The organism is Desulfosarcina variabilis str. Montpellier (assembly GCF_048565275.1).
Taxonomy (GTDB): domain Bacteria; phylum Desulfobacterota; class Desulfobacteria; order Desulfobacterales; family Desulfosarcinaceae; genus Desulfosarcina; species Desulfosarcina variabilis.
The window spans coordinates 5,925,126-5,946,047 of sequence record NZ_CP159846.1 but is presented as its reverse complement, the minus strand read 5'-3'; the positions used below and the strand labels follow the sequence as shown (position 1 = coordinate 5,946,047).

Annotated in this window: 18 protein-coding genes; 10 read left to right on the top strand and 8 right to left on the bottom strand. The window is 45.2% G+C overall.

The window, feature by feature from the left end; all coding sequences use genetic code 11:
* From Dvar_RS26775 to Dvar_RS26765, 3 genes are all read right to left on the bottom strand, one after another.
* Window positions 1-1,299, bottom strand: a complete 1,299-nt coding sequence (locus Dvar_RS26775) for a TRAP transporter large permease (protein ID WP_419656190.1) — start codon at window positions 1,297-1,299, stop codon at window positions 1-3.
* A complete protein-coding gene (locus Dvar_RS26770) occupies window positions 1,299-1,799 on the bottom strand; it encodes a TRAP transporter small permease (RefSeq protein WP_419656189.1) in 501 nt (166 codons plus the stop codon). The genes Dvar_RS26775 and Dvar_RS26770 overlap by 1 nt, the downstream gene beginning before the upstream one ends.
* Window positions 1,800-2,372: 573 nt before the next feature.
* Window positions 2,373-3,929 carry a sigma 54-interacting transcriptional regulator gene (locus Dvar_RS26765; protein ID WP_419656188.1) on the bottom strand — a complete coding sequence of 519 codons (1,557 nt, stop codon included), beginning with the start codon at window positions 3,927-3,929 and terminating at the stop codon, window positions 2,373-2,375.
* 253 nt (window positions 3,930-4,182) lie between these two features.
* Here Dvar_RS26765 and Dvar_RS26760 point away from each other — a divergent pair, with 253 nt between their 5' ends.
* Together Dvar_RS26760 and Dvar_RS26755 are read left to right on the top strand one after the other, a co-directional pair.
* Window positions 4,183-6,069, top strand: a complete 1,887-nt coding sequence (locus Dvar_RS26760) for an aldehyde ferredoxin oxidoreductase family protein (RefSeq protein ID WP_419656187.1) — start codon at window positions 4,183-4,185, stop codon at window positions 6,067-6,069.
* A complete protein-coding gene (locus tag Dvar_RS26755; RefSeq protein ID WP_419656186.1) occupies window positions 6,060-6,437 on the top strand; it encodes a hypothetical protein in 378 nt (125 codons plus the stop codon). The genes Dvar_RS26760 and Dvar_RS26755 overlap by 10 nt, the downstream gene beginning before the upstream one ends.
* A gap of 104 nt (window positions 6,438-6,541) precedes the next feature.
* Here the strand turns inward: Dvar_RS26755 and Dvar_RS26750 are convergent, their stop codons facing one another.
* The gene (locus Dvar_RS26750) at window positions 6,542-6,859 is read right to left on the bottom strand and encodes a PAS domain-containing protein (protein WP_419656185.1); all 318 of its coding nucleotides are present in this window, start codon (window positions 6,857-6,859) and stop codon (window positions 6,542-6,544) included.
* 282 nt (window positions 6,860-7,141) lie between these two features.
* Here Dvar_RS26750 and Dvar_RS26745 point away from each other — a divergent pair, with 282 nt between their 5' ends.
* From Dvar_RS26745 to Dvar_RS26735, 3 genes are all read left to right on the top strand, one after another.
* Window positions 7,142-7,738, top strand: a complete 597-nt coding sequence (locus Dvar_RS26745; RefSeq protein ID WP_419656184.1) for a penicillin-binding protein activator LpoB — start codon at window positions 7,142-7,144, stop codon at window positions 7,736-7,738.
* Between the two features lie 35 nt (window positions 7,739-7,773).
* The gene (locus Dvar_RS26740) at window positions 7,774-8,997 is read left to right on the top strand and encodes a hypothetical protein (RefSeq protein WP_419656183.1); all 1,224 of its coding nucleotides are present in this window, start codon (window positions 7,774-7,776) and stop codon (window positions 8,995-8,997) included.
* Between the two features lie 71 nt (window positions 8,998-9,068).
* Window positions 9,069-10,448, top strand: coding sequence for a hypothetical protein (locus Dvar_RS26735; protein WP_419656182.1), 1,380 nt, complete (start codon window positions 9,069-9,071; stop codon window positions 10,446-10,448).
* A gap of 21 nt (window positions 10,449-10,469) precedes the next feature.
* Here the strand turns inward: Dvar_RS26735 and Dvar_RS26730 are convergent, their stop codons facing one another.
* Entirely contained in the window at window positions 10,470-11,279 is an 810-nt protein-coding gene (locus Dvar_RS26730) for a hypothetical protein (RefSeq protein WP_419656181.1), read from the bottom strand.
* Between the two features lie 358 nt (window positions 11,280-11,637).
* Between Dvar_RS26730 and Dvar_RS26725 the strand changes: the two genes are divergently transcribed.
* Both Dvar_RS26725 and Dvar_RS26720 read left to right on the top strand, forming a co-directional pair.
* A complete protein-coding gene (locus Dvar_RS26725; RefSeq protein ID WP_419656180.1) occupies window positions 11,638-11,997 on the top strand; it encodes a hypothetical protein in 360 nt (119 codons plus the stop codon).
* Complete coding sequence (locus Dvar_RS26720; RefSeq protein WP_419656179.1) at window positions 11,972-12,322, top strand: hypothetical protein; 351 nt, start codon at window positions 11,972-11,974, stop codon at window positions 12,320-12,322. Before Dvar_RS26725 ends, Dvar_RS26720 begins: the two co-directional genes overlap by 26 nt.
* 200 nt (window positions 12,323-12,522) lie before the next feature.
* Here Dvar_RS26720 and Dvar_RS26715 read toward each other — a convergent pair whose 3' ends face one another.
* Window positions 12,523-13,815, bottom strand: a complete 1,293-nt coding sequence (locus tag Dvar_RS26715; protein ID WP_419656178.1) for a hypothetical protein — start codon at window positions 13,813-13,815, stop codon at window positions 12,523-12,525.
* A gap of 80 nt (window positions 13,816-13,895) precedes the next feature.
* Window positions 13,896-14,858 carry a HAMP domain-containing protein gene (locus Dvar_RS26710; RefSeq protein WP_419656177.1) on the bottom strand — a complete coding sequence of 321 codons (963 nt, stop codon included), beginning with the start codon at window positions 14,856-14,858 and terminating at the stop codon, window positions 13,896-13,898.
* 1,571 nt (window positions 14,859-16,429) lie between these two features.
* Here Dvar_RS26710 and Dvar_RS26705 point away from each other — a divergent pair.
* From Dvar_RS26705 to Dvar_RS26695, 3 genes are all read left to right on the top strand, one after another.
* A complete protein-coding gene (locus Dvar_RS26705) occupies window positions 16,430-16,876 on the top strand; it encodes a hypothetical protein (RefSeq protein WP_419656176.1) in 447 nt (148 codons plus the stop codon).
* A gap of 15 nt (window positions 16,877-16,891) precedes the next feature.
* Window positions 16,892-18,109: a hypothetical protein gene (locus Dvar_RS26700; RefSeq protein WP_419656175.1), complete on the top strand. Its 1,218-nt coding sequence runs from the start codon at window positions 16,892-16,894 to the stop codon at window positions 18,107-18,109.
* An 847-nt stretch (window positions 18,110-18,956) separates the two neighbouring features.
* Entirely contained in the window at window positions 18,957-19,646 is a 690-nt protein-coding gene (locus Dvar_RS26695; RefSeq protein ID WP_419656174.1) for an N-acyl amino acid synthase FeeM domain-containing protein, read from the top strand.
* A gap of 111 nt (window positions 19,647-19,757) precedes the next feature.
* On the opposite strand, the gene Dvar_RS26690 is transcribed toward Dvar_RS26695, so the two are convergent.
* Window positions 19,758-20,795, bottom strand: a complete 1,038-nt coding sequence (locus Dvar_RS26690) for an acyltransferase family protein (protein WP_419656173.1) — start codon at window positions 20,793-20,795, stop codon at window positions 19,758-19,760.
* Window positions 20,796-20,922 lie beyond the last annotated feature (127 nt).

Sequence of the window (20,922 nt, the reverse complement as noted above, 5' to 3'; positions counted from 1 at the left end):
TTACATGTGATTGGGGATATACGTCGCAATCTCGGGGAAAACAGCAATGAGAACAATGGCTGCAATACCTGCCATCATAAACGGCCAGATCCCCCTGAATACTGTGCCCATGGGCACATTGGGGGCGGCAGCTTTGAGTACGAACACGTTTAAGCCGACAGGGGGGGTGATCAGACCGATTTCTAAAACGATGACCATCAGCACACCAAACCAGATCGGATCAAACTGCATTGCCTGCACCACGGGAAAAATAATGGGCACGGTCAGGATCATGATGGCATAGGCATCCATGACGCATCCCAGGACCACAAAAATCAATACAATGGCGGTGAGGATCAAATAGCGGTTGACTTCAAGGCCGGCGATCAGGTCGGCCAACTGCATCGGAATGCGGGCAATGCCTAAAAAGGAAGAGAAGATGTTGGCCCCGATGATGATCAAAAAGATCATGGCCGTGGTTCTACCGGTTTCCGCCAGGGCATCGAGCAGGCCACGAAAAGTCAGTTTTTTCTTTAAAAGAGCGAATACAAATGCGCCGAAGGCACCGATGCCGGCCGCTTCGGTGGGGGTGAACCATCCCAGGTAGATACCGCCCATGACCAGTGCGAAAAGAAGCATCATGCCCCAGGTGCCACCCAGAGATTTAAATTTGTGGGACCAGGATGTGGTTGGCCCGCAGGGGCCAAAGTCGGGATTCAGCCAGCAGCGGAACCAGATGACCGCCAAAAAAATTGCTGTGAGTAAAAGGCCCGGAAGAATGCCGGCCATGAAAAGCTTGCCGATGGACTGCTCGGTAAGGATACCGTAGATCACAAAACCAATGCTGGGCGGAATGAGGATCCCCAGCGTACCACCGGCGGCGACACACCCGGTAGAAAGGCGCGGGTCATAATCATAACGGTTCATTTCAGGAATGGCGACCATCCCCATGGTGGCGCCGGTGGCCAGAGATGAGCCGCAGATGGCGGCAAACCCCGAACAGGCCATAATGGTGGCCATGGCCAGACCGCCCCGGAGATGACCGAACCAGGAATAGACGGACTTGTATATATCGGTGCTGATACCTGAGATAAATGAAAACTGCCCCATGAGGACAAACAGGGGAATGACGCTCAGCGTATAAGAGGAGCCTTCGGCCATTGGCGTGACACCCAATATGTTCACACCCGCCTCAAACCCCACGATGGCCCCCAGACCGATAAAGCCTACGACCGCCATGGCAATGCCGATATAAAGGCGCATGGCCAGCAATCCAAACATCAAGATAATGCCGATAATTCCTATCAGTTGAGGGCTCATCAATAGTCTCCCTTCTGTTTGGCGAAAAGCAAACGGATCAGGTCTCTTAGATATTCAATACTCAGCGCCGCACAACCAAACACGACGAAGAAGGCAAACGGATATTTGATGATCCCAAGGTTGGAGGTGGCCTCGCCGAACTCTTTTATTTCCAGGGCACGGATGAAGCATCGGTAGGCGACAAGAGCCATGAACAGCATACAAAGCAAATGGTTGACGATATCAATGAGGGCCCGCAGTCGACCGGGCAAATGCTGAAATATGAGGTCGACGGCCACATGACTTTTTTTGGCCTGGCTGGGGGCCAGAAAAGAAAAAATGAGAATCAATACCAGAAACTCGGTCAATTCGAATGCACCAAGAATAGGCTTGTTGAAGAAATAACGCCCAATGACATCAATGGTGGTCAGCAACATCATTGCAAACAGGGCGATCGAACCGAAATAGGACAGGTTGTTGCTCAGCCATTCCATCTGCTTGTGTATGCGCTCCATACTCATGGCAATTGTTACCTCTCTTGGTGAAAAACGTATCGTTGAACCGGAAAAGAACAGTCAAATAATTCTATATAAATTACCGCTATGCGATAAAATATTATTGCAGAGCAATACTACGCTTTGAATTGAGTGATAGTCAAGAAAAAAAATAAAACTAAATAATCAATCGATTGGCAATCGATTCTCCGCTGATCAATTAAATGATTGATGTTCATTTATCGGTTGCAGGCATGCGGGAAGCCGACCGGGCGCCAAACTAACGGTCGAAATAATGCGCGATCGGCTGGATTGCGGCGCTTCCGAAAAAATGGAAAAAGGGAATCCGGTTATCTGGAAGGCTCAAGTTAGAGACGAAAAGCTCCCGACAAGGTTGTTTTGTAAGAGTGTTAAGTTTCAAGTGTTAAGTGTTAAGTGGTGGATCGGATCTAACTTTATATAGGAATCGGTAGGATGCCTTTCCTTAACACTTTAAACTTAACACTTAACACCGGTCCATAGATCCGTTGAATTCATTCTCCTATGCTGGAACAGATATCAGCTGGAGCTTTCCGGATAACCGGAAAAAGGGAATAGGGCTCAAGGGGCTGTGCGCCCAAAGGGGATGTCTAGTTTTTTCATGCGACTGCGCAGGGTATTGGGGTTTATTTCCAGCAGTTCGGCTGCTCCGCCAGGACCGTAAATCTTGCCTTGGGTCATGTTAAGCACCTGCTTGATATGCTCGGCCATGGCCTGGTTCAGGGATAGGGACGCCGGTGCAATCGGCTGATCCGCCGGCTGATCAGCGTACGGACCGTCAACCCCGCCTAACGTCTCAATATTTAGCGTGGCGTTTGCCTGGCGACCCTGACTGCGAATAAGGGTGCGTTCAACCAGATTTTCCAGCTCTCTTACGTTGCCCGGCCATTGATAGGCTTGAAGCCGTTGGATGTCAGCGGCATGGACCGGCGGCAGGGTGTGGATTCGAAGGTCTTTGGCCTTTTTTTGTAAAAAATGATGAAACAGGGTCGGGATATCTTCCTTGCGGTGTCTTAAGGGCGGGATGGTGATGGGAAAAATATTCAGGCGGAACCATAAATCTTCACGGAATTGCCGGGTTTTGATCATCGTTTCGAGATTCTGGTGCGTTGCCGTGATGATTCTTACATCCACCGGGATGGGCCGGGTGCCGCCAACGCGGTTGATTTCCTTGTTTTGCAGAACCCGTAAAAGCCGGACCTGGGCCTGCAAGGGCAATTCTCCGATTTCATCCAAAAAAAGGCTTCCTCCATGGGCGCGTTCAAAATATCCCCGTTTCAGGGAGGCGGCACCGGTGAAGGCGCCTTTTTCATGACCGAACAGTTCACTGTCAAAAAGGGTTTCCGGAATTGCACCGCAGTTGACCTTGATGAAGGGCCCATTCTGGCGTGGCGACGAATAATGGATGACGTTGGCGATCACCTCCTTGCCGACACCGGTCTCGCCCAACAACATGGCCGGGCTGTTTAGCGGCGCCACCTGGCGGACCATTTCCATGACCCCTTTCAGCCCTGTGTCAGCCCCCATGATATCGTCTGTTGAGCGATGGAAAAGCTCCCGGTTCAGCGCCCGGTTTTCAGCATCCAGCATGTCCTTGTACTTGACCATTTCCATGTAGCGGATGGCGTTGGACACCGCGATGTCAAACGGCTTTCTGAGCAGTCCGATCAGTTCGGCATGGGCTTTGTGGTAGCAGTCTTTTTGTTCGGCGATCACCGTCAATGCGCCCAGACGCTTATTTTCAATCACCAGCCGCATGACCAGAAGGGAGATGTCGGCCTTGCCGGTCTGTTCGTAAACGGCATGCGAAACCGCATCGTGTTCCGGACTGCTGACGATCTTAACGTCCTGCCATTTGGCGAACTCATCTTCAATCTGGGCGATGGCCGCTTTGGGCAAAGCGATCGACGGCAACGGGGGCACACTTCCCCGGCGCGATACCGTGGCCAGATTTGAAATCGTGCCCGTATCGTCTTCATATATGTAAAGGGACATCCACGATACCGGCATATGGGTTTCGATGAAGAGTAAGCAGCGCTGCATGGCCTTTTCAATATTCAGACTGCTGCAAATGTGAAGCGTCGCCTGCCGAAAAAAATCATTTTCATCCACCTGCATGCGCTCCTCCTTTTCGTTGCTGTGCAAATTACCCGCTGGTTGCCAATAAGGTTATCATGATATTTAATGAATATCACGAAATATAATGATTTCAATCGTTAAATATCGTTAATATGCAGCGCTATTAATACAACTTATTGAAATTGTTTTGTAAAAAAATATGGCATGAGTCTCGCTAATAGAGTGGACAGATCGACATTGAAAAGGTTTTTGGCAACACAATATCCACCTCATAACTGATGGAGACATACCCATGCCGCTGCAAAGGAAAACCGCATTTATCAACTTAAGCACCCGTGAGGTCGAGGTTCAACCCGTTCCCTTGCATCTGCGAAAACAGTTTTTTGGGGGCAGGGGACTTAACATGTACTATCTGACCCATCTGGCGCCCAAGGGAATCGATCCCTTTGATCAGGCAAATCCATTGATTTTCGGGGCCGGGTTGCTGACCGGGGTGTTGGGCGGTCGCTTGAATGTTTCTGGCAAAGCCCCTGAAAGCGGCTACCTGGGTGATTCCAATGTGGGCGGCTATTTTGGCGCGGAGCTGGCCGGCACCGGTTTCAGCCATCTGGTAATTACCGGCAAAAGCCAGTCGCCCGTGTACCTGCATATCGAAAATGAGAAGATCAGCATAAGGGATGCCACCCATCTGTGGGGTAAAATGACCGGTGAAACCCAGATGATGATACGCGACGAGCTCCAAGATGACCGGGTCCAGAGTGTATGCATCGGACCGGCCGGAGAAAACCAGGTGCGCTTTGCCTGTATCATCACCGGCCCCAAGAATGCCGCCGGCCGGACCGGACTGGGGGCGCTGATGGGATCCAAACGGCTCAAAGCCATTGCCGTCAGAGGCAACCGGCCCTTTGCCATCCACGACCCCAAGGGGTATATCGACCTGCTGCGTGAAACCAGCGCCAAGGCCACCAGCAGTGGGTGGGCCAAGGCTCTGGGAGAATATGGCACGCCTATCCTGTTTCAAAATGCCAATCAAAGAGGCTGGACCAGTTATAAGTACCACAGTCGAACCACGGTCGGCGACCAGGGCAAGGGATTGTATGCCGAAAACTTCAAAAACCGGATGAGCAAAGGCTCGGTGTCCTGTTTCGGCTGCCCCATCCACTGTCGGCACCGCTTTGAAATCAAGGAGGGCCGCTTTAAGGGGACCAAGGGAGAGGGACCTGAATATGCCAGCATTTCATCCATGGGGCCGACACTGGGCAACCTGGATCTGGACTCGGTGGTTTATTTGTCCGAGCTTTGCAACCAATACGGCATCGACACCATCTCTGGTGGCAATTACCTGGGTTATGCATTTACCCTGTATGAGAAGGGGATCATTACCAAGGACGATGTCGGATATGAACTTGGCTGGGGCGACCACAATGCCATCGAAAGGCTGCTCACCGACACGGTTTACCGCAACGGATTTGGCGATATCGTGGCCGAGGGCAGTTTTGCCGTCAACAGACTCCCTGCCGCAGCGCAAAAACATCTGTTGACCATTAAAAACGTTTCCATTGAAATGACCGACGAGCGGGCAGCCAAGGCCTTGGGGTTCGGGCTGGCCGTTGCCACCCGGGGCACTTGTCACATGCGCAGCCGCCCTTCGGCCGATGTGGTCAACTATCCAAGAGAAATTCTCAGCAAATTTTATGGCGGTGATGTCGGCAAAGACTTCAAGGATTATACGGGCAAGGCCCGCATGGTCTGGTGGCATGAGTTGTTCAATGCGGTCACCGATAGCGTAGGGATTTGCCGCCTGGCAGGTGTTTTCAGCAGTATCAACGCGATCGGTTATTTTGATATCTGCAAGCTGCTGGAAAAGGCCGTCGGCTTTGAGATGACCGATCGGGACCTGTATGCCCTGGGGGAAAGAATTTACACAACCGAGCGATTGTTTATCAACCGGGAAGGCATTTCAAGAAAGGATGACTACCTGCCCGATCTTTACTTCAACCAGCCGATTCCCGATGGTCCCACCAAAGGGGAGTACATTGATAAAGAAAAATTCGAGATGCTGCTGGATGACTATTACCAGCTGCATGGCTGGAATTCTGACGGCATTCCCACCATGGAGACGGTCAACCAGTTGAATTTAGAATCATTTGTTAATCAAGAGGTGCAAAAATGCGCGTAAAAATAGACAAATCCAAATGTACCGGCTGTTTGATCTGTGAAGTGACCTGTTCGTTGACCCACTGCGGTCAGGTGCATCGGGAAGCCTCGGCCATCCGTGTCAAATTCGGTCATCTCAATCATGCGTATCATCAACCGGTGGTTTGCAGACAGTGCAAGAATATGCGCTGTCTTCAATCCGAGGGGAAAAAATCCGATGCCACATTGAGAAAACGCTTTTTTTGGGAAAACAACAACAATAGAGAAACAGATTGCGCTTTTGGTGCGCTTTTCGTTGCCGGAGAGAAGTTGATCCACTGCAACCTGTGTGGTGGAGATCCTGAGTGTGTGAAAAGCTGCCCAACCGGGGCGTTGCAGCTCAGCGCCTGAAAAAAGGGCCGGGGCACCTGCTTGACCGAATAAACGCTACCACCTCTGCCGTCATTGCCCGGCAGCGCTGCAGCGGGTGCCTCCTCGTCCCAGGGAAAAAACCCTTACCCCATGGTTAAGCGGTTTCGGCCATCTTTTTTGCTTTTGTACAACAGTGCCTCAACCCTTTCAATAATGCTATCCATGGTATCCGCGTCGATATGGATCAGCAGATTGTCATAGCAGGACATGCCCATAACCTCGTCTGATGTATATCCTGAGATTTCCTCAGCCGCCTTATTCCAGTAGGTGATTACCCGATGGCGGTCCACAAAATATAACCCGCAGTGCAGGTTCTTAAGAATTCTTTCAATCGCATTTGGATCGATTTGATAATCCAAATCGGTATCGCTATCGAGAAGAAACGATACATGGACATACAAGCCTGATGGTTACCGAATCCCCATCAACAAACAAGGGGACACTGTAACTACTTTCGATTCCGATAGCGATCCCGATGAACCTGACTTACCTGCGGTTACCTTGGATAAACTGCGCTTTGCCATGCAAAAAAGCGGCGATGGAAAAAATGGCTTGACAAATGGGGGACATCCGTATCCACTATTAAGGTTGAGCCCGATACTTTTAGATCAAATCAAATGTGTATTAATTTCAACAGAGTGTAATAAACAGAACCGTCAGCATGGTTATTAAGGAGGCAACATATGGCTATCAACGGAAAAGCGTTGATTTTGATCATTTCTTTACTTCTTTTCATGGGCTGCGCCACAGGAATGAAGACCGAGAGAGTCGATCCAGGCTATGATGGGCAAGCCTATACAACCTTCAGTGCAACAGACTTGATTATCGTTGCTGAAAATATGGCTCAATCCCTGGTTGAGCGTTTTGATTTCGGAGGCCAGCGTCCATTGGTGAGAGTCGATACGGTAAAAAATAAAACCGACGAACATATCGATACCAAATCGATCACCGATTCCATTACCACAAAAATCGTGAACAGCGGGAAGGTCCGCTTTGCCGTGGATTATAGCGAACGGCAGGACTACGAAAAAAGAGCCGCTGAAGAGGCTTTTGAGACAAGGATAAGCGATGAGGATCGGGAGCTTTACCTTTCTGATCAGCAGGCCCCCAGATATCGTATTTATGGTGAATTGACAAACATTCGAACCATTACCGAGGACACCAAAGATGTTTTTTATAAATTTACCTTAAAAATGGTGGACTTTAAAACCGGCACCCTGGAATGGGCCGATGAAACCCAACTGAGAAAATTTGCCAAGAAGAGACTTCTTGGATGGTAATCAACGGCTCATCATCCACCCGACAGGAGCGTAAAATGAAAGCGAGCCTCCAAAGCGAAATCAAAACCGGTATCCACGCCGGTGCCGGACGATTCATGATCTTCATGGTTGGTGTGCTGCTCATGTTTCCTTCTGTGGTTGATGGTGCCCCAAAAACACTGCAGGCCTGTGGGATGGCCCAGGTCGAGGACGGCAACATTGGGCGGGCAAAGACCAAGGCGCTGCAGGATGCCCAAAGAAATGCCGTTGAAATGGGCCTTGGCACGCTTATTGACTCCGACACGATCGTCAATAACGCTGTTTTGATCCAGGATCGGATCTACTCTCGGGCGTCAGGATACGTTACCGACTACAAGGTGACGTCAGAAGGATTGACGCCCAGTGGAAAAGCAGTTGAGACCTGCATTGAAGCGACCGTGGATACGGCAGATATCAAAGCGGATTTAAGGGCCATTGGTATTCTTAAACAGCGCGTGGGCAATCCCCGCTTTATGGTGGTCTATCTGCCGGAAGAAGATGGCGAATCAGAAGCGGGTACCATCGTGATCAAGGAGGCGGGACGCGCGATCAACGATGCCTTCCTGAAAAAGGGATTTATGGTGATCAAGCGTTCCTTTGCAAAAGATTTTGTTCGACAGGCAGAACAGCACCGTGTAGCCAATACCGATTTGCAGGGCATGTCCCGCTTGGCGTTAACGTACCAGGCCGACCTGTTATTGCTATTTGACGTCGATGCCTCGGATCGAGGAGATCTTTCCAATCCATATTTTAAAGAAGTCACACTGACCCTATCGATTCAATCCATATCACCCGGTACCGCGGAACTGATCGCTTCCAATGCAAAATCCAAGCGGGTCAGAACTTCGAAAAGCATGCAGACGAATTACTATGAGAGTCCGATGGTCGCCAAAGCGGTATCCAGGCTGGCCCAACAGGTTGCCGAAAACACAATGGCGGACACCCTTGCTTATTTTGAACGACAAACCAATGAGGGGACGCTTTATACCTGCCGGTTTAAGGGATTCGGCCCGAATGATCTGGATACCATTGTCGGTGTAATCGAAAACTTAGGCGGGTACCGGGATAAAAATGTGCGCAACCAGTTTTCCGATCAGGTTCAAGTGGACATCAATTATCTTGGAAAAAAGTTTGATTTTCAAAGGGAGCTGCTGTCTGGATTGGAAAGAAAAGGAATTGCAACAAGAATCGAATCGGTTGAAGGCAACGATTTTTTGATTATCAAATTTTCTAAACCATGAAGATAAATTCCTTTAAAAGAATTATACGTGTTCTGGCTTTATTGGCGGTTCTGGTTGGATGTGCCGCCCAAATGCATACGTCCCGGATGAATTCGGTCAAAGAGGCCATTGTTAAAAAGGGAACATTGGATATCGGTTTTCTTGAGAAGACCATTTATAACCGCAGTGGGGACATTGATGGCAGCGCCGACTTGATTGACCTGCTTGAGCTTGGCGCCATGTACCCGTTGGTGAAAGACTATCAAAACAGTAATACGATTCTTGAATCTGCATATGTAAAGTACACCAAAAGAGAGGAACGGGCCAAACTCAATGCCCGAAACACGACGACCGATTTTCTTGATATTTTAATCGGTGAAGGATCGGGTGAATATGAGATGGCGTCCTATGAGAAAATATATATCCACAACATCAAGGCCACGAACTTCCTGATGATGGGAAATCTAAATGCCGCAAGGGTTGAAGTGCAAAGATCGATCAATTGTAACCGTCGTATTAGAGAATATGCCCAGTTCAAGGCGGCTCAGATTGCCAAGGAAAAGACCTCCGTCAAACAAAAGGCCAAAAAGGAAAAAATAGGAAACCTTGATATGGATGCGGAAGTCGGAAAATTAACCAAAAAGGCAGGCCTTGATGGTGAGCAGCAACAGGCGATCCGAAATATAAGAAATTCATATGAGAACGGGTACACCTATCTGCTTTCCGCCCTTGTGTTCGCACTAAATCAAGAGTGGGAAAATGCCAGACCCCAGTTAAAAAATGCCGATGCCCTGACAGACAATCGCTATGTGAAACGCCTGTATCGCGATTTTAAAAACAATCCCGCTTCACTGACATCAAAGACCAATGTCTACATTTTTTCCCAGGTAGGGTTTGCCCCGTACAAAGAAAATTTCCAAGTGCCTTTCTATAATCCGGTCTCCAAGACATTAACCCATTTTTCTCTGGCAAAAATTCAGACGACACGCACCGGTGTGTCGACCATCAATATTGTGGATGGTTCCTCCACGGTGAACGATCGCATGGAGGCATTGGCCGATCTGGATTTGCTGGCGCTTAAACAATATGATGAAGATCTTGTGGCAAACATCACCAAGGCAACCTTGCGAGTCGTGTCCCAAACCATTAAAGACAAAGCCATTCTCGATGAGACCACGAAAAAAGGAAAAAATACGGCTTTGTTCCAGATTGAACAAATCCTCCTTTCGGGGATGAATCAAGTCCTGTACAAAACTGATATTCGGGCATGGAATCTGGCGCCCAAAAGGGTTCTTTTTTACTGTGGAACGTTTGGCACATCCCCCATCACCTTAACCGTTCGAAGCACCACGGGGCAAACCGCAGAGCGAAAGGTCGATATCGACCCCGAGCGACTCAACATTGTTTCGGTTCGGTGCCTTGGCCAAAAAATGTTTGTGAATCATCAGACTTTTGATCGTGGTCAACGATGATGAACGCGTAAAAATCGGATATTATTTGGTTGAATATTGATTTCCGCCGGCCCAGTTGTTATTTTTCTCAGCCTTTCGCGTCAATCCACCGCTGACCGTTGAATATTCCCCACTGGCAACATTGAGCTGCCCTCCACTGACCGTTGAGAATTTACCCGATGCGGTATTATTGAATCCGCCGCTGACCACGGCACAGGGCTTGGTGATCGAATTGGATTCGCCGACCACAAGCCCGCCAAAAGATGTATATGAATGATTTTTTCCAATAATCAGATTGTGGGAGCCATTGCGGGCATTACTGATTTGAGTTGTGGCGGCTTCATTATAGCCGACAATCAAGTTGCCGCGCCCATTGGGTGTTCCATCGGTGGCCTGGTTGCCGTTGACCAGGTGAATATTGACGCCGCTGAATATGATTTCATCGTCTTGTCGGGTGACCCCCGCCAGCAGGCCGGCTAGCTGTTGCACCGTTTTTTTCAAGGCTTTTACTTCAGCTCTTAAAGCCATATTCTCCTTCATCTGCAACTCAAGCCGGTCAACCCGCTTTGACATCGCGTTGGGGGTAGGGATCGGCAGAACAATGCTGGTTTGATTACCACCATTTTTCAAAGCGGCGATGGCTTCGCTGAGCTCGCTGTCGCAGCAAATGGCCTCGTCAATAAATTCGGCCTTTATTTTCCCTGCCATAATATCCGAGCCGTTGTGAAGATGGTCGATATTGGCTTTTTTATCTAACTCATTTTGAATAAACGAATGGGATACCATATCTGCTTTGAGCGTTAGATTGTTTTCCGATCCGGTATCCTCAACGGCTTGCGTTTTACAATCCATTCCATAAACTGATTTTAGCTTGTTGCAAATCATATCTTCAGGGGATTTGATATACTGAGCAATTTCGGCTGACTTTTCCAAGGAAAGGAATTTTTCAGCATAACGTATGTCGCCGGGCGATGAGCGATTGAAAAACAAGACCCAGATTACTTTGTTTTTATAATTATGTTTGGTTGTTTCGGCATTGAATGATACCGCAACATGCTGTTCGCTGATGGGGTGGATGGCAATTGGCGCCTTATATTTAAAATAGCGCGATACAGAACTGGGAATGAAGTTTTGCTTGCTGTATTGATCAATCATCGCTTTCTGAGATTTCTGGATGATGTCTGATATTTTATTTTGGAGCTGTGGACTTTTGCTTTCTGACAATACCACTTTCTTGTCGGCCGGTTTGATCTTTTTTTCTGCCCCGGTCAGTGCCGCATCCCTGGGTGGTGTGGATATCCATGGCTATATTTCACAAGGCTACATCTATAGCGATGAGTACAAAGTGACGCTGGACTGGGCCTATGGCGACTATCGCTGGAAAGATTGGTTGGGGATTCGCGCTGGCAGGCTCAAACTGCCCGTGGGGCTTTACAATGATATCCGGGATATGGATATGCTTCGTACCAATATCGTTATGCCCCAAGGTATTTATCGGGACCTCTTGCGGGAAACCTCAAATGCGGCGAATGGAGGCGGTCTTTATGGCAATGTCTACCTTGGCCAGTGATGCAACCGGTTTGAGCTATTATCTTGCTGCATCTTATCAGTTCAACGACTGGTTTACCCTTGGTGCGTACTATTCAACGTATTTTCCTGACAAAGATGACAAAGATGGAGAGAAGCTTGTCGCTGCCGGCCTTCCCGATCATAACGCTTGGGAGAAAGACGTGGCGGTTACTTTGCGTTTTGACTTAAGTGAATATTGGGTTTTCAAGATCGAAGGCCATGCCATGGACGGGACAGCCAACGTTTTAACGCAAGACAACCCTGACACGGATTGGAGCGAAAGTGATTGGTACTACGGTGTTGCCAAGATTACTTTTGGTTTTTAAAAACCGCTTATACGAAAAAATCCATGTTGGTGTGTCGGCTTGCTCCCATGCTTTGCGTGGGGAGCACCGGGGCAATCGCTTGTAGATTTTACCCCCTCGTTCCCACGCTCTGCATGGGGGAACGAGGGGGTAAAATGGGTTCAGCCTTTTTTTAACCGTCCCTTAATATCTGCACCCTTAGAACCAAGCCCAACTGGCCGCTAGTTGGGTGAATATTGATTTCCACCCGCCCAGTTGTTATTTTTTTCCGCCTTTCGCGTCAATCCACCGCTAACCGTTGAATAATCGCCGCTGGCAGTGTTGAGTTGTCCACCGCTGACGGTTGAGAATTTACCCGATGCGGTATTATTGAATCCGCCGCTGACCACGGCACAGGGCTTGGTGATCGAATTGGATTCGCCGACCACAAGCCCGCCAAAAGATGTATATGAATGATTTTTTCCAATAATCAGATTGTGGGAGCCATTGCGGGCATTACTGATTTGAGTTGTGGCGGCTTCATTATAGCCGACAATCAAGTTGCCGCGCCCATTGGGTGTTCCATCGGTGGCCTGGTTGCCGTTGACCAGGTGAATATTGACGCCGCTGAATATGATTTCATCGTCTTGTCGGGTGACCCCCGCCAGCAGGCCGGCTAGCTGTTGCACCGTTTTTTTCAAGGCTTTTACTTCAGCTCTTAAAGCCATATTCTCCTTCATCTGCAATTCAAGCTGGTCAACCCGATTTGATATCGCGTTGGGAGGGGTGGCTATAGGCAGAATAACGCTGGTCTGATCACCACCATTTTTCAAAGCGGCGATGGCGTCGCTGAGCTCGCTGTCACGGCAAATGGCCTCGTCAATAAATTCGGCCTTTATTTTCCCTGCAACAATATCTGAACCATTGTGAGTATGATCGATATTGGCTTTTTGATCCATTTCACTTTGAATGTACGAAGGGGGGATATCTTCTTTAAGCGTTGGATTGTTTTCCGAACGAGTATCTTCATCGTATTGCGCTTTACAATCAATTCCATAAACTGTTTTTAGTTGTCTGCAGAACATTTTTTCAGGAGATTTAAGATATTGATTGATATCATCTGGATTTTCCCAGGAAAGATATCTTTGAGCATAACTTATTTCACCAGGCGATGAGCGGTTGAAAAACAAAACCCAGATCACTTTGTTCTTGTAATTATGTTTGGTTGTTTCGGCGTTGAATGACACCGCAAAATACTGGTCGCTGATGGGGTGGATGGCAATGGGATCCTTGAATTTAAAATAGCGCGATACAGAACTGGGAATGACGTTCTTTTTACTGTATTGATCGATCATTGTTTTCTGAGACCCATAAATCAAGTCTGAAACATTTTTTCGATGCTGTGAACTTTTCCCTTCTGATAATGCTACCAATAAATCTTCATAAGTCGTGATACGTTCAGCAAAAGCCGTATAAACCTGCAAACAGGTAAACAATACCGTGACTAACACTATTACGCCTGCTATTTTTTTCATTACACACCCCAAATACACATCAACGAAGAGTCGAATGGATTGGTCGTTATAAGATCAGTAGATAACACATTTATTTAACATCAGTTGATAGAAAGGCGTTCAATGGCTACCTTCATGCTGATCCGAAGACGATTGATCGTTCTGCCCAAATCACTAAGATCGGAGTTGCCGGCAACAGAAATTTCTTCGTCGATGTTGCCGTCGGCGGCACTGGAAGTCATTTTTGAAAGTTGAGCGATCGGTGTTAGGAAATAGTTGACACTTAAAAAAATGACGAGGATCGCAACTATCAAAAAGATGATATATTCAATCAACAGTAGCGGGGTAAAAAAAGTTGAAAGATTGGCTGCCGGATAATTCTTATATCCCACAAAGAATGTTCCCCATCGCATGCCTTGAACATAGATCGGTGCAGAGAATTCAGTGATGGTAATGTCATTATCATCGCTATAAATTTGAACCAATCCCTTTTTATCATCAAGCGATGCTTTGTTCGTCCGGTCATCCAATAGTATCTGTTTCCCAGAGGCATCAATGACCGGGTTTTGTAATTTTTTATCAATAATGGTTTTCACCGGTACATATCCATTCAGATCAACCGCTCTTGCATAAACAACATCTTTGTTCTGAAGATATTCATGGAAGATCGGCGATAATGCACCATTGAGAAATCTGTCGAATTTGGTTTCATATTCTTGAGGTTCCGTGTTTTTCAAGGGAACAAACTGAGAATCGAAAAAATCAATTTTGGTGAGGATTTTAAAACTGATGGCGTTTTCGATTATCGTACCCACGCTTTTTGCACCAATAATGGACGATTCTTTTCCACGTGTTTGTATTTCACTGATAGAATTGCCCATTTTGTATATGGTGAAGAAAAAAACAGTCGTGATCATGATAATGGCAAAAGCGCTGACAACGATGGCTATTCTGACGCTTATTCTTTGGAACATAAAAAACTCCCTTTCTTGACGGTAAAAATATACAAAACAATAATTGGTTACATTCTTTTGGGGCAGTTGCGCGCTTTGCTGTTTGGTCACTGGATCAAACCGTCGGAACGTCTGATCGACGGCAGATGGTTGCGCGTTTTTTGTGTCGTCATGAAAATAGAGTGGGATAACAGCAGCGATCGCGCCTATCCGCCTATCCGTTTAACCGATTTGCAACGCAACGGTGCCTGGCAATGGAACCGAACTTCTCTATTCACCACTCATTGGACCGGTCCATTCAAGGGACATCAACCCCGTCGACGGTTATTAACGATCAATGGGGATTTTGTTCCTCATTTTTACATCGTGATCCAAAAAAAGCGATGTATGGGAACTTGCGTATGGACCTGGCGGGAAAAAATTGAACTCAGAATCCCAACACTTTGCAAGTTATGCAAGTTGCATGCTCACAGGTTAAAAAAATCGATGATAAAGAGAAAAAACCTTTCAAGGCGTTCAGTTGTTGTAAGGAACTTGGATTCCACAGGCAGGGAATACCCATCTGTATCCAGCACAACAATACAGAATTTTTATCAATAACGTATCGAATGTACTCATTCTTGCACATAGTTGATTTTTTCTTTCTCACAGTATATGTAGATCAATCTATTAAAATTTTGAGAAATCTCGAATAGGCTCACGTTTTTAAATCGATAGTGATTTTGGCCATACTTTGAGTGATCTAACATAAGAAAAAATGAGTAAATGGCCGTTTCTTATTAACCGAGTGAAGAGAACAAGTGCTTATATGAAATGCCTCACCTCCCAACTATTTTCTCGGAACGTGAATTGGTTTTATGTGATCGAATACGATCTGACCATAGGCTGGGTACCTGGTTCCACTGGTATGCTGTGAATAAAGGCGGTTGCTGAAAATGAATAAAAAAGCCAATTAGCATCCATCCAGAAATGGCCAATTTGACCCTTGCACCGCTGACCGTAAAATACTCGATCCTGGAAACATTGAGCTGCCCTCAACTGACTGTTGAGAATTTACTTGATGCGGTATTGTTTGACATTGGGTTGGGAGGGGCGGCCATAGGCAGAATAACGCTGGTTTGATCACCATCATTACTCAGATCCCTTTGTTTTTGTAATTATGTTTTGTTGTTTGGGCGTTGAATCTTTAAATTCAAAATCCCAACCCAATTAAGTTATGCAAATTGTGTGCTCAAGGGTGAGAATAAAGATGGTAATGATCAAAAGTTCCTCTCAACGCTTTCGGTACTTGCAAGGAGTTGGCTTTAACCCTAAGCACAGGTCGGCCGGCGGCTATAATAAAGAGGCACAATTTAGTCAATAGAGAAATGAGGGTACTCATTATTGCACATAGTTGATTTTTTTTTCTCACGGTATATCAATAATCCGGATAATTTTTTGGGCATATTTAATTTAAAAAAATCAGCACGTTAACATTGATAGCGATGAAGCACTTAATTTCATTCGTTCAAAAAACATCTCATTGTTTTTTCAAAAAACTGTCCAAAACATTAAATTTCGGTAAGCTTGTTCCTTTTTTCTGTTGTAAATAAGGTCTATAACAACTAGAATCATCTAAGTTAGCTACAACTGAACGGCAGCTGTCTATTTATGTATTTCGAAATCGCAGGAGGAAGAAAAAGATGAAAAGAAGGAGCATTGTTGCGAGATCAATGGTGGCCGGATTATTGTTATCAATAGCCATAATAACCATGTGGCAAACGGTTGAGGCTGCAGATGTTCGTGTAATTGCCAGCCCCAATGCCCCGGTGGACACAATGGATCAAAAAATGATCAAGCGCGTGTTTCTGGGCAAAAAGACAACTTGGTCCGATGGTCGCCCCATTGAAGTTGTAATACTCACATCTGGTGATGTCCATAAAGCGTTTCTAAAAATTTTTGTTAAAAAGATACCATCCCAATTTTCTGCATTCTGGAGAAAGCAGATATTCAGTGGGAAAGGCGCAGAACCCAAATCATTCTCAACGGAAAGCGAGTTGGTCGCTTATGTGGCCAGACGTGAACTGGCCGTGGGATATGTATCCAGTTCCACTGATGTGACTTCTGTAAAAGTTGTCAATGAGAAATAATAAAGGAGCGAATCGATGAATCGGAACAAAGTTGGTATGACGGTGCTTTTGGGAGTGTTGCTTGGTTTGGGATTTATAGTTGCCCCCGCAGAGGCGACCTCCCTGGCGGATGTGGATGTGCATGGATTTGTCTCACAAGGCTTTCTGTATAGCGATGAGTACAATTACCTGGCCCACAATAGTATTGACGGTACCTTCGAGTTTAACGAGGTTGGTATCAATTTTAGCAAAAAACAAAGCGACCGTCTTCGAGTCGGTATCCAACTTTTCAGTCGGGATTTGGGAGATATAAGCAATAATAAAGTGACCATGGATTGGGCCTATGGAGACTATCGTTGGCGAGACTGGTTGGGTATCCGCGCAGGAAAAATCAAATTACCCACAGGGTTATACGGCGAAATACAGGACATGGACATGCTCTATACGCAAATCATCATGCCCCAGGGGATTTATAAGAGCCTTTTACGTGAGACGTTCAACGCCGTCAGTGGAGGAGGGCTTTACGGCGTTATTCCCCTCGGTGTCATAGGAGACTTGAATTATCAGTTTGTAGGTGGTGCCGTTTCAGCTGATAGTGAAAGCGGAGAGGCAAAATATACCAATAATCTGATGTCGGGCCTTGCCACCCAGAGCGGCGAGAACGACTATGACACAACATACGGTGGCGCCATTCGCTGGGATACGCCGCTTGAAGGACTCCTGCTGAACTATTCGATTTCATCAGGGAGTGTACGTTCAACACTTTTAATAGATCAAAGTTATCCAACCATCGGTGGCACCGCTGTGGTAGCTGATGCAGATTTTTTTGGCCAAATCTTTTCATTAGAGTTTACATGGAATGGTTTGGTGATTAGCGGTGAATATCATTGGATAGACAATGATATCGAATCAACCCTGTTGAACAGTGATACCACACAGGTTTGCTATTATCTTGCCGCATCTTATAAATTCACTGATTTGTTCACCCTTGGGGCATATTATGCAGAATTATATCCGGACAAAGATGACAAAAATGGCGATAAGCTTGTCGCCCGTGGGAAGGCTGACCATGGCGCCTGGCAAAAAGATTTGGCAATGACCTTGCGTTTCGATCTTAACGATTACTGGGTGTTCAAACTCGAAGGGCATATGGTGGATGGAACGGCCAGTGTAATCGCTTTGGATAATCCAGATAGCGACTGGAGTGAAGACAAATGGTATTATGGTGCAACTAAAATAACCTTTAGTTTTTAATTAAATTGCTGCTCCCTCTCTGTGGCATTTACCCCAATATTGCAGAAGCCTTAAGGGCGACAGAGTCAAGGCGTCAAGGGTGAATGCTGCAGTCTTTTACCGCGATCCCCTGGCGTCGCTGGATCTGGTGGTCTTAAGGCTTTTCCGACTCGCCAGGGCTTATCCATGCGAAGCCTATAGGGAAAAAGAGATAAAGAAAAAATCGCCTGATCCTGGAATCCACCGATAGTTGATCCCAAAAATGACAGCCGGATTTATCTCATAGAAGGTAGTCATGTTTATTAGCGATATTTCTCTATCTTTTTTATGCAATATTGGAGCGTAATAAAGAGCTCAAAAAATACTCTTGACATTTATTTATTTTTCTCTAATGTAGCAAATTGCAGTGAGGTGTTAATTCAAGTTAAAAAGAGAACATCATGAGAAAGAAAAAATGAGATAAAACAAATTATATTTATTGGAGATTAAGGTGTTTGTTGTACTTTATCTCATTTGTGTTTTTAAATGATTAGTAATTGAAAAACTGAATGATATCTAAATAGCAGTATCCTCCTCATAGACTGGTTTTACCTTTATTCTTCCTGAGTCGCTTTAAATACTGCTTTTCTAAACTGCCGTTGGATGCTGATACCCGAGGGCATTGTAATAAGCTGTTACCACAAATTCTCTAATCTCGTATTAAAAATTTGATCGTCGAGTTATTGGTTTATTCTCATTCTGCAAGGATACGGATGAATATCGCTTGGCTGCAGGAGAGGGTGCGAAGCAGAAAGGCAGGGGAGGGGCTTCTGTACAAAGGAAGCCGTAATGATAATACATTGCTATTTTTTTAAGAGAGGATCATACTATGAATGGAAATGTTGAGAAAATAAGTTTAAATATTACTCAAAGACTGAAACTGGTTTCCCATGGAGATAGCTTTCATCATGAAGATGAAGAAATAAGGGTAAGGCCTGTAAGGACTTCGCAGGAGATGAAAGAAGTGTACAGGATCGTGCATGATGCCTATCTCGAGAAGGGTTATATTAAAGAGCAGCCTCATGGAAAACTTATTCATTATCCTCATCTGGATGGTATACCTGAAACTACTGTGCTTGTTGCCCTTGATAACTGTAAAGTTATAGGGACGAATTCCGTAACGTTTGACGGGCTTTATGGAATGCATGTTGATGAGGACTTTAGAGAGGAATGTAATCAGATCCGGCTCGAAAACCGTATGCTCGCTGCTTCATGGCGCATCGCAACAAGGAAGTCATGCAGAAATGTGAGAAAAGTGGTCATGAAGCTGATCCAGAAGACGGTTGATCATGCTCTTATGAACGGTGTTGAGACAATGCTGTTTACGTTTAACCCTCGTCACGAGAGGATATATAAAAGACTTCTTAATATGACAACGATCGCAAGAGATGACGAAAGTGTCGCAGGTCTTTCCAATGCTCCTGCTGTATTAATGCGGGTTGATAAAGAAAATCTCCCGGATCGATGGCTCAAGACATCTGAACAGAGGGGGCATAAGGAACCTGCTGCGGTTTTTTAAGAAGGTATCAACGAATTATAATAATAACAAACAAATCAGGCTTTGTTAAGATTTCGTACCTATGTGTCGGCTGTCGGAATAATCTATCCAGCGGTTTGATCTACATATTTTTTATACGCCTATCAAAAATCTCGATTGATTACCTAATAATCTTTTTATGCTCATGCTAATAATGAGAGTTACAAAAATAACGATAATAATAAAAGTTATTGATGCTGCCAATATCAATAAGGATGTATCAGGAATCAAATAATAAAAATAGTTTTTAAAATAGTCATTGCCTATCATAAAATGAATAAAGAAAATTGAGAAGCTATATGTCGCTAATAAATTTAAAATCGGTATATCTTTATGTTCTATTTTTTTTAAAGCAATGATGACCAAAAATGATATTGAAATTTTTTGAAGATAATGAAATGCTTCATAAATATTTATCATGCCAAGACAATAAGGTTTGTCAGATAGATATATAAGCATAAGAGTAGAAAAAAATGCTATAAAAAATAATTTGTTTTTATTTGAACGAATCAATGATAGGAATCTGAAATAATTCATTGATGCCCATACACCCTGAAGGTAGATTGGAAAGAAATAGATATACTGACAAAATGAAATGCGAGTGCCTGTTCTCGTACCGAGTAATGGCAGAACGCTTGATAAAATAAATATATACGGGAAAAAATGTTTAGGAATTTTTAAGATTATTGGACTGACTAAGAATACGATGAAAATAAATGGAACATACCAAAATTGAATTTGGGCTTTGCCGTATATAAAGGTTTCAACGACCAATTTTATTGGAATGCTATAAGAGAGTGAAAAATTCGAGTAATCTATGCTTTTAAATATTAAAATTAACATTGTTATGAATAGATATGGAAAAAAAACGTAAAAAAGCTTGTTTTTATAATATTTTTTTAATTCAAAAGTGGGTGAGAGGTGGTGGAATAAAAAGCCGGAAATAAAGATGAAATAAATTGTGCTATCATGAAATAGCACTTGCTTGGTAATATCGACAAAAGTGTATAATGCCCGATTATAGTCTTTATACATTTCAGGAATGCTCCAAACATGAACAATTACAATGTTTACTATGGCAAATGCTCTGAAATAATGAATGTTTTTTAGAAATTCTTTTTTTTTCGCCACTTTTTGAGATATCCTCCATATTCAACAATAAAGGAAAAGATGCACTCCGCGAGAGAGGAGAGAGACTAACGTAATTAATCTAAAAATGCCAGATATCATCTTAAAATAGAAAGCCGGGCAATCATTT